Source organism: Blautia sp. HCP3S3_D9, from assembly GCF_052063845.1.
Lineage (GTDB): Bacteria > Bacillota > Clostridia > Lachnospirales > Lachnospiraceae > Blautia_A.
This window is the reverse complement of the sequence record NZ_JBQHWS010000040.1, coordinates 19,744-31,319: the sequence shown is the minus strand read 5'-3', so window position 1 is coordinate 31,319 and position 11,576 is coordinate 19,744. Positions and strand designations below refer to the sequence as shown.

The window sequence follows — 11,576 nt, the reverse complement described above, 5'->3', positions numbered from 1 at the left end:
TTTTGCTAAGTAAACATACCTACTCATTTATCCACCAACAAAATTACGAACAACTCAGTATTTATCAGAGTTTTAAGTGTTTGAGTAGGAAAATAATGAGAAGTTAGCAATTAGTTACTCAGCGCACAGACGGCTGCATACTGTTTTTGTCTCGTCAATAGCTTCACGCAGAATCTCTTCTCCATCCAGTTCCTGGATATCAATCCCATCTGCATATACGCAGGCATATTCATCAATTCCAAAGAACTTGCACAGAGCCTCCATATAGGTGCTTCCCTGCTCCATATCGCTGTCTGCCCAGATTCCTCCACGTGTAGTAAGGAAAAGCATCCATTTCGCCTTACAGAGACCATACAGACCCTCTTCATTGCATCCAAAGGTAATGCCCTCTGCGGATACATTCTCAATGTAAACCTTGAGAACTGCCGGAACGCTCAGATCCCAGAACGGGGCAGCTATGATCATTCCATCTGCCTCACGGAACTGATTCCCGTACTTAAATACCGGTGCATCATACTCTTTCTTTGCCAGAAGCTCATCACGTTCTCTCAATGTCTCTGTCTTCCAGTACATTAAATCCAGATCCATAAGGTTCAAAATCTCCAGATTCCAGTCCGGATGTTCTTTTCTTACAGTGTCCAGCGCTGCATCCAGAAGTTTCTTTGTCCTGGATTCTTCTCTGCGGACACACGCATCGATCACAAGAATTGTTTTTTTCAAAACATTTCCTCCTGTTTTTTCATATTTATTTTTTACATTGTTTATTTTGCATACAATTATATAGGTTTTCAGATTTTTTACAACCAAAATAGCCAAAAATGTCGAAAACAAAATAAGCCCTTTGTTCACTACCGAAGTAATAAAACAAAGAGCTTATCGGATTTACTCAAATCAGGCAATTATTTTGTTATAAGCAAACAACAAAACAGGAATTATTTGTCATCTCCGGTAAGACGTAAAACATCCCTGATTTCTTCTTCATCCATGTCAAGAATGATTGCCAGTTCCTCTACACTGAATTTTGAATTTTCGTCATCTTCATCCTCTGTAAGTTCGCGGACTGCTGATTCCAGCTTTTCTACTTTTGCCACCAGATAATCATCTTCAAATTTTCTCTGGGTCTGTTCTTCAATAGCGTTACGGATTCCTGCACGGATACGGCCGAGAAGCCATGTCTCATCCTTCTGTGCAGGTTCTTCCTCTCCCAGAGCCATCAGAAGACTTATATTTGCCTCCTGGATCAGATCAGCAATGAAAATCTCCTCACAGTTCATTTCGACTGCCATTTCGGCCGCTGAGCGCAGATATTTCTGTGAAAGTTCCGCCTGCGCCAATGCATCGCCCTGAGAGAGCAATGCAAAGAGCTCTTCCGCCCCTCTTTCTCCCTGTGCCTGTTCATCAAGACCTTCCAGATATTCTTTCAGATATGCCTCTTCTTCCGGGGTAAGAGGTACTTTCGTTTCCTCTTGTTCAGACGTAGCTTCCGTTTCTTCCTGATGTGCTGCTGCAATAGCTTCTGCACCTTCAATGGAAATTCCTTTTAATTTCAGATACTGCAGGATCTTAATCAGCTGTGATTTGTCCAGGTCCAGTTCTCCGAAACACTCTTTTATCTGTTCCGGCTTCAGTACCTTGCCGTTCTTTTCTCCAAGCTCACAGACTTCTGTAAGTTTCTGCTGAAATTTCTGTATATCCATATTTTCGATCTCCTTATTCTTAATATTCTCATGTTTTAAACATCGACCAGACAGTTCCGGGGATCCTTTACCTGCTGATCAGGCAGATAAAATATTTCGTTTCCTTGTTCGATCAAATCCATTCACAAATTATAACTATTCAATCCCTTCATAGCAGACTGCAAAATAGCTATTGTAAATTAAATATACAACAAAATATTTCCTCTGTAAAACAGAAAAAGTACCGTCTTAACCGGTACTTCTTCTGTGAATGCGGATAACAGGACTTGAACCTGCACGGGAAGCCCACTGGTACCTAAAACCAGCGCGTCTGCCAATTCCGCCATATCCGCATCTCATTATAAATATTTTATGCTTTTACTATTTCATAAAAGCATTCCGTAAGTTTCCGGTTTCAAAAATAACTTTACCGGTACCTCCGAAAAATAAAATAGCGGAAACCTATGATTAAGATTTCCGCTAATGAAGCATCGGGGATTCGAACCCCGGACAACTTGATTAAAAGTCTATACAAACTCTTTTTACAAATTTATTTTACTTCGGAAATCTTATATTTATGCGGTTTTCCGCGTCTGAACATTTTGTATTATAATCTAATTTACGATATCATGTCAAGACTTTGTTAACCAAATGTTAGCCAATTAATACAGCTCCATGGCTGCATATTCCGTGGAGCTTGTCCAGGTACGGTTAAAGTGATCCACTCCATTTCCCATCAATGCCATGCTGTATATCTGACCATTTCTAAGAGACTGCAAGACTCTTGCCCGGCGTGGATTCCTCAACTCTCTAAGGGCTTTATACTCGATCTGTCTTGCTTTCTCTACAGTACCGCCTATATTCTCTCCAACCTCTTTCAGTGTCTTTCCTTCCTGGTACCGCATCCGGAGGACTTCTGGCTGCTGATCCGGCAGCTCATCCACCATGCTCCATAAAGTCTCCCGAAGCTGTTCCTGCTGTATAGTCTCTACAATACCATCTTCCGGGCTTTCCTGCCCCGGCAGCAGGTCATACATAGAACCTTCTTCATCATCCCCCACAGGAACGTCCAGAGAGCCGATTTGAGCCATTACAGAAGCTTTCTTGATGCTTTCTATACTTTCCTCACTGACTCCCAAAAAGTAACTGATTTCATAATCCAGGGGGCTTCTGCCATAGTATAATTCAAAGGTACTGCACAGCTTTTTGTACTCCCTGATTTTGCTTTGAGTATGTACCGGAATCCTTACAATGCTCCCATAATCCTGGATATACCGCTGCATACTCTGCCGGATCCAGAAAGCTGCATACTTAATGAACGGTACACCTTCGTCCGGGTTATATCCATCCACCGCCCGGCTCAGGCCTAAATATCCCTGCTGCATCAGGTCCTCTTTATCTTCATATCCCTGAAAGCGTTTTGCTATGGCTGCAATGAATCCCTGGTTCTGCTGCCAGAGCTGAAGCATATTATCAGCCACATCTATGCCGGCTTTAATTCTGATCACAAGCTGTTCATTGGTCATGGTATTAGCCCCCTCTTATTTCATACTGTCCAGTAGCTTTTCTAAATCGTCAATCTTTTTCTGTTGTTCATCCGTCCGGATTGAAGATAATACAGCATTACACCCAAGTATGATGGTATTGGCTGTCTTTGCGTCCATTTCTCCGTTTGCGACCATGTTCATCACTCTTTTTAGGGTTCTGCGCACATCTGACGGAGTTTCCAGTTTCAACCTTATTTTCGTCATAAACTAACGCACTCCCTTCTACTTTTAATTCGGCATCATTAACGATTATCAATGCATCATTACCCGGCATTTTATCAATATAGCTTTCGGCATCATCCAGTGTTTGAAATTCTTCTTCTCCCACTTTCCAAACGCCATCCTCATATCTTATGATAAAGAGATCGCCATAATTTGGTTTTATCCTGGCTGCTTTAATAAATAACCTGTCAATCCGCTTCATATACACCTCATGAAAAAACAGGGAGCCACTATACAGCAGCTCCCCATCCTTTACTCTGTAATTTCCTGATAATAAATTGCCTTTTTCTTATTATCCAGGACAAATGCGTCATATACAATACGACCTTCCACTAAGGCACCATTAATTCCAGGAGGATTTTCATGTGTCTTATAGCTTTCCAGTTTAGTCGGTGCCACTGTTGCGCAAGGATGCGCAATCATGAATCCAAAATTCTCCGGAAGTCTTGATGCTGGTACCTTAACAACTGTAAGGCCATCCAGATTGGCAATTACACCTCTTACACGCATATCATTACCGATATCTGTTTCCATGATAATATCTTTGCACTGCTTCATCAGAAGGTATACGGCCGGAGTAACCACCAATACACGACCTGTCTCCGGAACTTCTGCATCGTCAAGAGTATTATTTGCTGTAATAATCTCAAGATAAATGTTTTCTTTTGTCAGCGGTTTGGCAGCAGGCTTGTTACCTGCAAGAGTGCACATAGCACCCAACACATACTTATCTACCTCAGGAATAACCACTTCCCTGATCTGGCGTGCCAATGCACTGGCTGCTTCCAGTGTATCACCTGTTTCATCCGTATCAAGTGTATCGATTACAAATGTAAAGGAGCGGTCTTTTGTCAGCGTCATGCTCTGAGTTGTTGCATCCAGATTCTCAACAGCTCCATACCGGGACCAGTTTGAGCCGATCGCTCCATTCCTTCCATAATCGTTCATCGTGCCTGTTGAAATTTTATAAATCTTTACTGTGTGACCTCCTGAAAAAGAGAAGTCATTATTCGTAAGAATCTCCTTCTTACTCTCTGTTGTAAACTGTTCGTCCACATAAGGGAGATACTTTTCCACTAATTCAATAGCCATATATTATCCTTTCAAACCCATAGCTTTACGGATAGCTGCAGGATCATCAGCACCTGACACATGATGAGAGCCATTGCTTTGATTATTTACGCCCGTTGAAATCCTGTATACTGGTTTCTGGCTGTTGCCAGAATGATCTCCACCATAAAGCCCCTGGATTACCTTTATACTATTTTCCATTGCTTCTTTTGTGCTGCAGTTAATCGCACCGAGTAATTCTTTAGGCAGGCCAGCATCCATGAGCTTCTCTCTGGCATCCAGCTGCAGCTCTCTGGCCGTTGCTTTCCGTTCTCTTTCCTGCAGTTCCTGGGATGAATCCGTCTTTACCCTGGAAAGCCGTTCCCCGATAATACGGTTCACTTCTTCCTGTGTAAATAACTTTTCCTGTCCAGAATTATTTCCACTATTTTGATTTTCCTGAGTGTTTGTTTCCATGTTCTGATTGCCTTCCATGTCTGTTCCTTTCCTGTTTTACGTCCTGTAGACTATTATGAATTTATGGTACACACTGGCAAATAAAAAAGGCGTAGAAATAACCAGAAGGAGAAAATTCTGATCATTCCCACGCCATTGTCTCTAAGGCTTCCAGCAACACGGAGTAAATCACTGGGGTACTTAAATATTCTATTTGCTCATAAATATTATACCAGAATACCAGGGGGTATGCAACGGATTTTTCCAGTATTTACGCGGTTTCTAGCTATATCTACATATTATTTTTGTAATAGAAAACAGGGGCTAGGATAGCCAAAACAAGCTATAAAAACGCCCCTGTTCAATTCATTTAACCTCTATGTATGCCTTCTTATAGGCTCCCTGCTGCCCCTGCTTGATCTTTGCAGACTTAATAGCCGGATGCAGGAGCCGGAGGATATACTCAATCTCCTGAGTGGTCTGGTAAGATATCCGGATCTTAATCATTCTTTTTTTCCTTTCTGCCTGGGGCTCTGGTAACGCACCAGGCTATATAAAATCCTTTGGGTATAATTTTATCCGGCAGCAGGATTATTGGCGCTCCTGCCGCCTATGTTGGTTGGTTACATCTATGTACTTGGGATTATCCTAAATCTTTCGACAATTTACGCCGTAGGAACTCCACATTAATTTCAAAGATCATCTGCTGTGTTGCTTTTGAAGAATCTTCCAGACTTACCAAGCGGAACCGCATATTATAAAGCCAGGACTCCGGTATAATGCGGATCAGGTGACGAAAATCTGGTGCTATATCTTTAGGCATGTGTAGCACCGCCTTTCCGTCTGGCACGTTCTTCACGTTTGCCCTGGATCACTCCATAGGTGTATGCCTGGGACATTAAAATCATGGTGTGGCTAAATCCTACAGATTTTCTTATTATCTCATTGAATACATCACGCAAATATGTACCATTACACCCAACAATCCCTTGATGTCCATTTATCCTAAGCTCCTCTTTTATTTTTCTGGCACGTTTGGCATCTCTAAGTACTTCTAACGTTTCACCGCATTCAAAAGGAATCTTGTCAACAAACTCCTGCGCTTTCTTCCGGTCTGCTTTAAGAAAAGCTTCTGCAAGACCAAGATAGATATCAAAATCCTTGCTATCACTATTCAGCACCACGATATCTGCCCTTTTATCATAAAAAAGCGTGAGAGTATCAATAGGAGCATTGTCCTCAAACTGGTTCAAAATACAGTTCACCTGCTGTATTGTCAGATCTGACAGTCTGCAGCTTGCCAATCCTAATTTTTCATCAATAATTTTATACATAATCCATTCCTTTCTGCCGGAAAATGTGCTATGCTGTAATTGCTCCTTTCCAAACACCTTGCCCGGGTTTGAATAGAGCGTGCGTAGCTCCGGCTATGCTGGCCCTTACGGATGATAGCAGCATCTGTGAGGGCTATTTTTTGTTACGGTGCGTATTTTCCTAATGCATAAGCGAAAACCATATATTTCTTTATATTTGTCCTATCTTCCACAGGAAATTCAGTCTGCAAATACTCAAACAGTTTTTCACATTCACATGCATTTAGCAATAAATCAGCATCTGTAACATTATAAAAATATTTATTGGTATGAAAAAACTCATCAAATCTTTGCTTATCTTTTTGTGTCATAGTGTTCATTTTCACCATCCCTTCACTTTTAATATTTGGGTTTCATGTCAGCAAGAGAAGGGATCCTTCCAGGTGTTATACTTTCCTCTTCCTCCTCGTCATACCAGTATTCGTCCTTTAACACATATTGTTTGGTTTTAGGATACACTGACCAGTTTTCTGCCATGTATTCAAGCTGCTTTTTTGTAAATGCTTCTTTTGGACAGTAATCACGTATCAAGCAATGATGTCCACCAGGATGTTCGTCAAAAAGGCGTTGGGTAATATATTCACTGGCTATTTCCATAATTTGATCATCAATGCTTACTTTTGGTTTCTTCTGCGCTGGTTTTGGTGTGGATTCCTTTTCCTCTGGTGCTTGTTTTTGGTATCGCTTATGGTTCTTTGCAAATCCTCTCATAGCCTTCAACAAGCTTTCTATTGGGTTTCCTTTAATCTTCCAACCGTCTTTCTCCATCCGATTGTAAAACGCTTGAATACCATCTTCTGACAAGTTTACTTTTCCTTCGTCAGCACATTCTTGGCAATCAGTAAGAGTAAAGGTGTGCGCACCGCCTGCGCCAGCAGAAGGCGGAAGCGCACCACCTTCTTTAAGAGTAAGAGAATTAAAAAGAGTATTATCTAACTCTTTTTCTTCTCTTACTTTATTCTTATCTTCTTTAGAGTTACAGTTTGTTACACATCCGTTACTGTACGTTACATCATTGTTACATTGTAACGCTTTTTTTCTCTCTCTGCTTTTTCTTACACGGCCAGCACTATCGCATTCGCTGCCTGTACACTCTAAAGCTTCTGGAATAAATAAGTCACCATCTTCATTCTTATCGGTTTCCACCATATTATTCTTAATCAGAAAATCAATGGTTTGTTTGATCAGATCAGCTGGTTCATTAAACTCTTCTGCTAATTCATCTTCAATGGAATCATACACCCCTTGATAAAATATGTGCCCATTATTATCCAAGCTTAAAAGCATCATGCGCAAATATATCACTTGCATTTCTATGCCATTTTCTTGCTTTCGCATCTTCTTTTGTACTAGCTGATTAAAATATGTATTTTTTAGCCGTAACCAAAATAATCTTTTTTCTGTTGCCATTAATTATCCTCTATTTCCTCATATTTTTTCATGGAAATGACCACTTCATAACCTTGTTCAACCCAAGGTCGTGCAATCTCAGCAGCGTCCTCATATGATTCTGGATAACATTTAGGATTAAATATATCATCAGCATCATTCTCCGGACCAGAAAGTATTGCGACAATATAATATCTATCTTCCATTCTGCTTTTCCTCCTTATACTGCTTTTACGCCATACAGGCATTTGCTCCTCGATTTACTCCCCATCATTAAGAAATATAACCAGTTTTTCCAGGTTAATCAGGTATTTGCTCCCTGCCTTTACAAAGACAATCTTCTTCTGCAGGCAGAGCTTACGGATATAATCGTAAGACAACCCTGTTCTGCTGCTGGCTTCCTTAATGCTTACCATAGTTGGTATTGTCATTTCGCATTGCTCCTTTCTTTCATAAGTGCATCAATCTGATTTTTCAGTTCCTCATATCGTCTAAGGAAGTCCTCACTCCCAACGCCAAGACGTTTTTCTTCTGCTGCAATAATTTCAGCTAATTCTTCCTGTAACGACATACTGTTACCCCCTCTCTCTACAAGAAAAATACCGCCGTAGCTTACGATTTTTCACTTAAAGTATTTTCCATGGATAAATCTTCCTCTTTCGGTCTATGTCCATTTCTGTACTCATATAAAGCACAATTTTTAATTGAACAGAGACGTACCTCTTTGATCTGTCCACAGCAACAATCTAAACATTTCGCTCTGATTGCCTTAATCGGCGTTAGTCTTGCTATAAATTCCTTTCCCCGGCGTTTGCGCCGGCGCAATTTCATTAAACCAATGTCGTAGAACACGACCTTTTCCAGAATTGGAAACCAAGAATTGGAAACCGCTTGAGAAATACGGTTAGATATTATGGTTCTTCAAACCATTTCACACCCTGCCCAGGTGAATTTAATTAACTGTAAAAATATCTGTTACATCTAATTCAAGAGCTTTCGCAATGCGGCCAGCTGTTGCTGGTGTACAACTTTTACCATTCTTTATGGCACTGATAGTGTTTCTTGTAACTCCTGATTTTTCAGCAACTTGTTTAATACTCATATTTCGCCTTGCTAATTCACAGATGAATTTAATCTTATCCATCTTCATTATATCGCCTCCTTTCATAAATCAAATGATTGTAATTACAATATAATACAATCTTTTGCATTAGTCAATGCTTTTTTTAATCTTTTGATTGTTTTTTTTACTTTTGTATGTTATTGTTATGATATGGAGGTGATATTTTGACCACAGGAGAAAATATTAAAAGGATCCGTAAAAATAAAGGTATTACACAAAAGCAATTAGCTGAGAGACTAAACACTTCACAGCAAAACCTTGCACAATATGAAAATGATAAACGCAACCCCAAATTTGAAACACTAAAAAAAATAGCTGATGCATTAGATGTTTATGTTGGAGAACTAGAGCCTGATTGGTCACAAATTCCATATGATGATTTGATAAAAGATTTAACATATCAGGGAGGCGGATTCTATGGAAGGGAAGCACCAAAAGAAATGCAACCAAAACTCTTCAAACGTATTTCAGGATACGCAATAGAATTTTCGCAAAAAATAGATATGCTTAATGAATCCGGTCAAAAAAAAGCTCTTGATTATATAGAAGATCTATCCAAAATCCCGGAATACCAAAAGTCACCAGACCAATAGTCAGCATTCACCATCCAGGGCGAATGGTATTCGCTATTCAGTGCGGAAACCTCATCACTGAACAACAAATGTCCCTGAGATCGGAAACTCTGATCCGTCACCATGAATAAAACCCTCCGGTTTTCGTACTGCAGTACGAACAGCACCTTGACAATATAGTATACTTATCCCGGCAGCCAGTAGGACGGCTGTGGTTCTCCTTCCTGAGCCTTGACAGGAGGGGATGCTTATGAGTGATTACGAGATCTTCATGATTATCTTGACAACGGCAAGCCTGATCGTGTCCATTCTTACATACACACATAAGAAATAGCCGCCCTGTCCCTGGAAAGATAGGCGGCTATTTCTTAGCTTAACATATTCGCCAGGACGGGGAGCCTTAACCTCCCTTACTGGCTGTCTTGATAAGTATATTATATGTCAATTGCATTTATTTGTCAAATATCTTCCAGCCATTTCACACCCTGCCCGGTCCCAAATGAAAGGAAGATGATAATATGGCATCAATCAGAAAAAGAGGAAATTCCTACCGGATCACCGTGAGCAACGGCCGGGATGTTACCGGAAAGCAAATTCTTGAAACGGCTACCTTTACTCCGGATCCGAACCGGACAGAGAAGCAGAACCAAAAAGCCCTGGAGATCTTCGCTCTGGAATTTAAACAGAAAGTAAAATCCGGAAAATACTTGGACGGTGAGAAGATTACCTTCCAGACCTTCACAGAAACATGGCTCTCAGACTACGCAGAACAGCACCTGGAAGCCACTACCATAGATGTGTATAAGATTCTCCTGGAGCAGCATATTACCCCTTCTATCGGGCACCTGAAGCTTTCCAGGATACAGCCTACACACCTGAATAAACTTTATAATACCATGCTGAAAGAACGTAAGGACGGGAAACCAGGCGGTTATTCCCCTACCACCATCAAGAGGGTACACGCTCTGATCAGCAGCATTATGAACACGGCAGTAAAGTGGAACATCATCCTGGAGAATCCCTGTGAACGTGTCAGTCCTCCAAAGCAGACCAGGAACATAGATGATATTAAGTTCTTCACCCTGGAAGAATGCAGTGCATTCCTGGAAGCAATAGACTCTGATCTGGCAGCAGGCAATATCAAACTGCAACATAAAGTATTCTTTCACCTGGCTCTGTTCTGTGGTTTACGCCGTGGGGAGCTGATCGCCCTGGAATGGTCTGATCTGAATTTCAACCAGAACACCGTAAGCATCACAAAAAGTACCGGGCTTGTAGGGGGAAAACCGATCACAAAGCCCCCAAAGAATAAAACATCCATCCGCACTGTATCTGTCCCAGAAAGCGTGATGCAGCTCACAAGATATTACAAGAAAGAGCAGCTTAAAAGGCGGTTATCTCTTGGAAGCTACTGGCAGGGGGATAATTACCTTTTCATACAGGAAGATGGGAAACAGATGTACCCATCCACACCGTACAGTGTTTTCAAGGATATTATCCACAGATATAACCAGGCTGTCGGGGATAATGGTCTACTGCTGCCGGATATTCCTCTTCACGGACTCAGGCACACATCCGCAACGCTCCTGATCAGCCAGAACATTGACGTTCGTACAGTATCCGGAAGGCTTGGCCATGCACAGACCAGCACCACCATGAACATATACAGTCACCAGCTCAAGAAGATGGATGAGAAGGCAGCAGATACTTTGGACGAGTTATTTCACCAGGCAGATGAGCCAGTGTTAACCAAATGTTAACCACACAGAAAAAAGCACCCCTTCATGGAGTGCTTTTATTTTCTCTCAACCCTTGATTTTACAAGGAATTTTTCAATGAAGCATCGGGGATTCGAACCCCGGACAACTTGATTAAAAGTCAAGTGCTCTACCGACTGAGCTAATGCTCCATATTAAGACTGGGCTAGCTGGATTCGAACCAGCGAATGCAGCAGTCAAAGTGCTGTGCCTTACCGCTTGGCGATAGCCCAAAGGCGAAGGGTGGATACAGGGATTCGAACCCTGGGCCTCCAGAGCCACAATCTGGCGCGCTAACCAACTGCGCTATACCCACCACAGCGTGCCTGAAGGGATTCGAACCCCCGACCCACGGCTTAGAAGGCCGTTGCTCTATCCAGCTGAGCTACAGACACATCTCTCTGTGCATAC

The 11,576-nt window shown here is 41.5% G+C and carries 17 protein-coding genes and 6 tRNA genes; 2 read left to right on the top strand and 21 right to left on the bottom strand.

Translation table 11 applies throughout. The features are described 5' to 3' along the window. Positions 1–114: 114 nt before the first annotated feature. The 17 genes from ACTNES_RS09755 to ACTNES_RS09675 all read right to left on the bottom strand — a co-directional run bounded on the left by ACTNES_RS09755 (position 115) and on the right by ACTNES_RS09675 (position 8,863). A complete protein-coding gene (locus ACTNES_RS09755) occupies positions 115–720 on the bottom strand; it encodes an NAD(P)H-dependent oxidoreductase (RefSeq protein ID WP_216460985.1) in 606 nt (201 codons plus the stop codon). 212 nt (positions 721–932) lie between these two features. Next, positions 933–1,697 (bottom strand): hypothetical protein, encoded by a 765-nt coding sequence (locus ACTNES_RS09750; RefSeq protein ID WP_300335742.1) that lies wholly within the window; start codon positions 1,695–1,697, stop codon positions 933–935. Positions 1,698–1,948: 251 nt separating this feature from the next. Next, positions 1,949–2,029: transfer RNA gene (locus tag ACTNES_RS09745), tRNA-Leu, on the bottom strand. Positions 2,030–2,160: 131 nt separating this feature from the next. After that, positions 2,161–2,238, bottom strand: a tRNA-Lys gene (locus ACTNES_RS09740). A gap of 100 nt (positions 2,239–2,338) precedes the next feature. Beyond that, on the bottom strand, positions 2,339–3,202 hold the full coding sequence (locus ACTNES_RS09735; RefSeq protein WP_320813072.1) for a sigma-70 family RNA polymerase sigma factor: 864 nt from the start codon (positions 3,200–3,202) through the stop codon (positions 2,339–2,341). Between the two features lie 97 nt (positions 3,203–3,299). Continuing rightward, positions 3,300–3,647, bottom strand: coding sequence for a hypothetical protein (locus tag ACTNES_RS09730; protein WP_320813073.1), 348 nt, complete (start codon positions 3,645–3,647; stop codon positions 3,300–3,302). Between the two features lie 50 nt (positions 3,648–3,697). Further along, positions 3,698–4,537, bottom strand: coding sequence for a hypothetical protein (locus ACTNES_RS09725; RefSeq protein WP_320813074.1), 840 nt, complete (start codon positions 4,535–4,537; stop codon positions 3,698–3,700). Between the two features lie 3 nt (positions 4,538–4,540). Further along, positions 4,541–4,990, bottom strand: coding sequence for a hypothetical protein (locus ACTNES_RS09720; protein WP_320813075.1), 450 nt, complete (start codon positions 4,988–4,990; stop codon positions 4,541–4,543). 327 nt (positions 4,991–5,317) lie between these two features. Continuing rightward, the gene (locus ACTNES_RS09715; protein ID WP_320813076.1) at positions 5,318–5,458 is read right to left on the bottom strand and encodes a hypothetical protein; all 141 of its coding nucleotides are present in this window, start codon (positions 5,456–5,458) and stop codon (positions 5,318–5,320) included. A gap of 136 nt (positions 5,459–5,594) precedes the next feature. Beyond that, positions 5,595–5,774: a hypothetical protein gene (locus ACTNES_RS09710; RefSeq protein ID WP_320813077.1), complete on the bottom strand. Its 180-nt coding sequence runs from the start codon at positions 5,772–5,774 to the stop codon at positions 5,595–5,597. Further along, positions 5,767–6,285 (bottom strand): hypothetical protein, encoded by a 519-nt coding sequence (locus ACTNES_RS09705; RefSeq protein WP_441039186.1) that lies wholly within the window; start codon positions 6,283–6,285, stop codon positions 5,767–5,769. Before ACTNES_RS09705 ends, ACTNES_RS09710 begins: the two co-directional genes overlap by 8 nt. A 143-nt stretch (positions 6,286–6,428) precedes the next feature. Further along, a complete protein-coding gene (locus ACTNES_RS09700) occupies positions 6,429–6,644 on the bottom strand; it encodes a hypothetical protein (RefSeq protein ID WP_320813079.1) in 216 nt (71 codons plus the stop codon). 19 nt (positions 6,645–6,663) lie between these two features. Continuing rightward, positions 6,664–7,734 (bottom strand): phage replisome organizer N-terminal domain-containing protein, encoded by a 1,071-nt coding sequence (locus ACTNES_RS09695; protein ID WP_320813080.1) that lies wholly within the window; start codon positions 7,732–7,734, stop codon positions 6,664–6,666. Next, positions 7,734–7,919, bottom strand: a complete 186-nt coding sequence (locus ACTNES_RS09690) for a hypothetical protein (RefSeq protein WP_320813081.1) — start codon at positions 7,917–7,919, stop codon at positions 7,734–7,736. The genes ACTNES_RS09695 and ACTNES_RS09690 overlap by 1 nt, the downstream gene beginning before the upstream one ends. Positions 7,920–7,973: 54 nt before the next feature. Next, a complete protein-coding gene (locus ACTNES_RS09685) occupies positions 7,974–8,144 on the bottom strand; it encodes an excisionase family DNA-binding protein (RefSeq protein ID WP_320813082.1) in 171 nt (56 codons plus the stop codon). Beyond that, positions 8,141–8,284 (bottom strand): hypothetical protein, encoded by a 144-nt coding sequence (locus ACTNES_RS09680; protein WP_320813083.1) that lies wholly within the window; start codon positions 8,282–8,284, stop codon positions 8,141–8,143. Before ACTNES_RS09680 ends, ACTNES_RS09685 begins: the two co-directional genes overlap by 4 nt. A 381-nt stretch (positions 8,285–8,665) precedes the next feature. Continuing rightward, positions 8,666–8,863 (bottom strand): helix-turn-helix transcriptional regulator, encoded by a 198-nt coding sequence (locus ACTNES_RS09675; protein WP_320813084.1) that lies wholly within the window; start codon positions 8,861–8,863, stop codon positions 8,666–8,668. A gap of 137 nt (positions 8,864–9,000) precedes the next feature. Here ACTNES_RS09675 and ACTNES_RS09670 point away from each other — a divergent pair, with 137 nt between their 5' ends. Both ACTNES_RS09670 and ACTNES_RS09665 read left to right on the top strand, forming a co-directional pair. Further along, positions 9,001–9,429, top strand: a complete 429-nt coding sequence (locus tag ACTNES_RS09670) for a helix-turn-helix domain-containing protein (RefSeq protein ID WP_320813085.1) — start codon at positions 9,001–9,003, stop codon at positions 9,427–9,429. 497 nt (positions 9,430–9,926) lie between these two features. Beyond that, positions 9,927–11,168: a tyrosine-type recombinase/integrase gene (locus tag ACTNES_RS09665; RefSeq protein WP_441039185.1), complete on the top strand. Its 1,242-nt coding sequence runs from the start codon at positions 9,927–9,929 to the stop codon at positions 11,166–11,168. A 76-nt stretch (positions 11,169–11,244) separates the two neighbouring features. Here the strand turns inward: ACTNES_RS09665 and ACTNES_RS09660 are convergent. The 4 genes from ACTNES_RS09660 to ACTNES_RS09645 form a co-directional block, all read right to left on the bottom strand. Next, a tRNA-Lys gene (locus ACTNES_RS09660) sits at positions 11,245–11,317 on the bottom strand. Between the two features lie 9 nt (positions 11,318–11,326). Further along, a tRNA-Gln gene (locus ACTNES_RS09655) sits at positions 11,327–11,398 on the bottom strand. Positions 11,399–11,407: 9 nt separating this feature from the next. Next, positions 11,408–11,481: transfer RNA gene (locus tag ACTNES_RS09650), tRNA-His, on the bottom strand. Between the two features lie 5 nt (positions 11,482–11,486). Beyond that, a tRNA-Arg gene (locus ACTNES_RS09645) sits at positions 11,487–11,560 on the bottom strand. Positions 11,561–11,576: the final 16 nt, after the last annotated feature.

Coding starts and splice junctions, on each gene's coding strand:
- ACTNES_RS09715 (WP_320813076.1), bottom strand. CDS start 5,458: ATGATTAAGATCCGGATATCTTACCAGACCACTCAGGAGATTGAGTAT.
- ACTNES_RS09735 (WP_320813072.1), bottom strand. CDS start 3,202: ATGACCAATGAACAGCTTGTGATCAGAATTAAAGCCGGCATAGATGTG.
- ACTNES_RS09685 (WP_320813082.1), bottom strand. CDS start 8,144: ATGACAATACCAACTATGGTAAGCATTAAGGAAGCCAGCAGCAGAACA.
- ACTNES_RS09690 (WP_320813081.1), bottom strand. CDS start 7,919: ATGGAAGATAGATATTATATTGTCGCAATACTTTCTGGTCCGGAGAAT.
- ACTNES_RS09730 (WP_320813073.1), bottom strand. CDS start 3,647: ATGAAGCGGATTGACAGGTTATTTATTAAAGCAGCCAGGATAAAACCA.
- ACTNES_RS09705 (WP_441039186.1), bottom strand. CDS start 6,285: ATGTATAAAATTATTGATGAAAAATTAGGATTGGCAAGCTGCAGACTG.
- ACTNES_RS09710 (WP_320813077.1), bottom strand. CDS start 5,774: ATGCCTAAAGATATAGCACCAGATTTTCGTCACCTGATCCGCATTATA.
- ACTNES_RS09750 (WP_300335742.1), bottom strand. CDS start 1,697: ATGGATATACAGAAATTTCAGCAGAAACTTACAGAAGTCTGTGAGCTT.
- ACTNES_RS09725 (WP_320813074.1), bottom strand. CDS start 4,537: ATGGCTATTGAATTAGTGGAAAAGTATCTCCCTTATGTGGACGAACAG.
- ACTNES_RS09675 (WP_320813084.1), bottom strand. CDS start 8,863: ATGAAGATGGATAAGATTAAATTCATCTGTGAATTAGCAAGGCGAAAT.
- ACTNES_RS09695 (WP_320813080.1), bottom strand. CDS start 7,734: ATGGCAACAGAAAAAAGATTATTTTGGTTACGGCTAAAAAATACATAT.
- ACTNES_RS09665 (WP_441039185.1), top strand. CDS start 9,927: ATGGCATCAATCAGAAAAAGAGGAAATTCCTACCGGATCACCGTGAGC.
- ACTNES_RS09700 (WP_320813079.1), bottom strand. CDS start 6,644: ATGAACACTATGACACAAAAAGATAAGCAAAGATTTGATGAGTTTTTT.
- ACTNES_RS09720 (WP_320813075.1), bottom strand. CDS start 4,990: ATGGAAGGCAATCAGAACATGGAAACAAACACTCAGGAAAATCAAAAT.
- ACTNES_RS09680 (WP_320813083.1), bottom strand. CDS start 8,284: ATGTCGTTACAGGAAGAATTAGCTGAAATTATTGCAGCAGAAGAAAAA.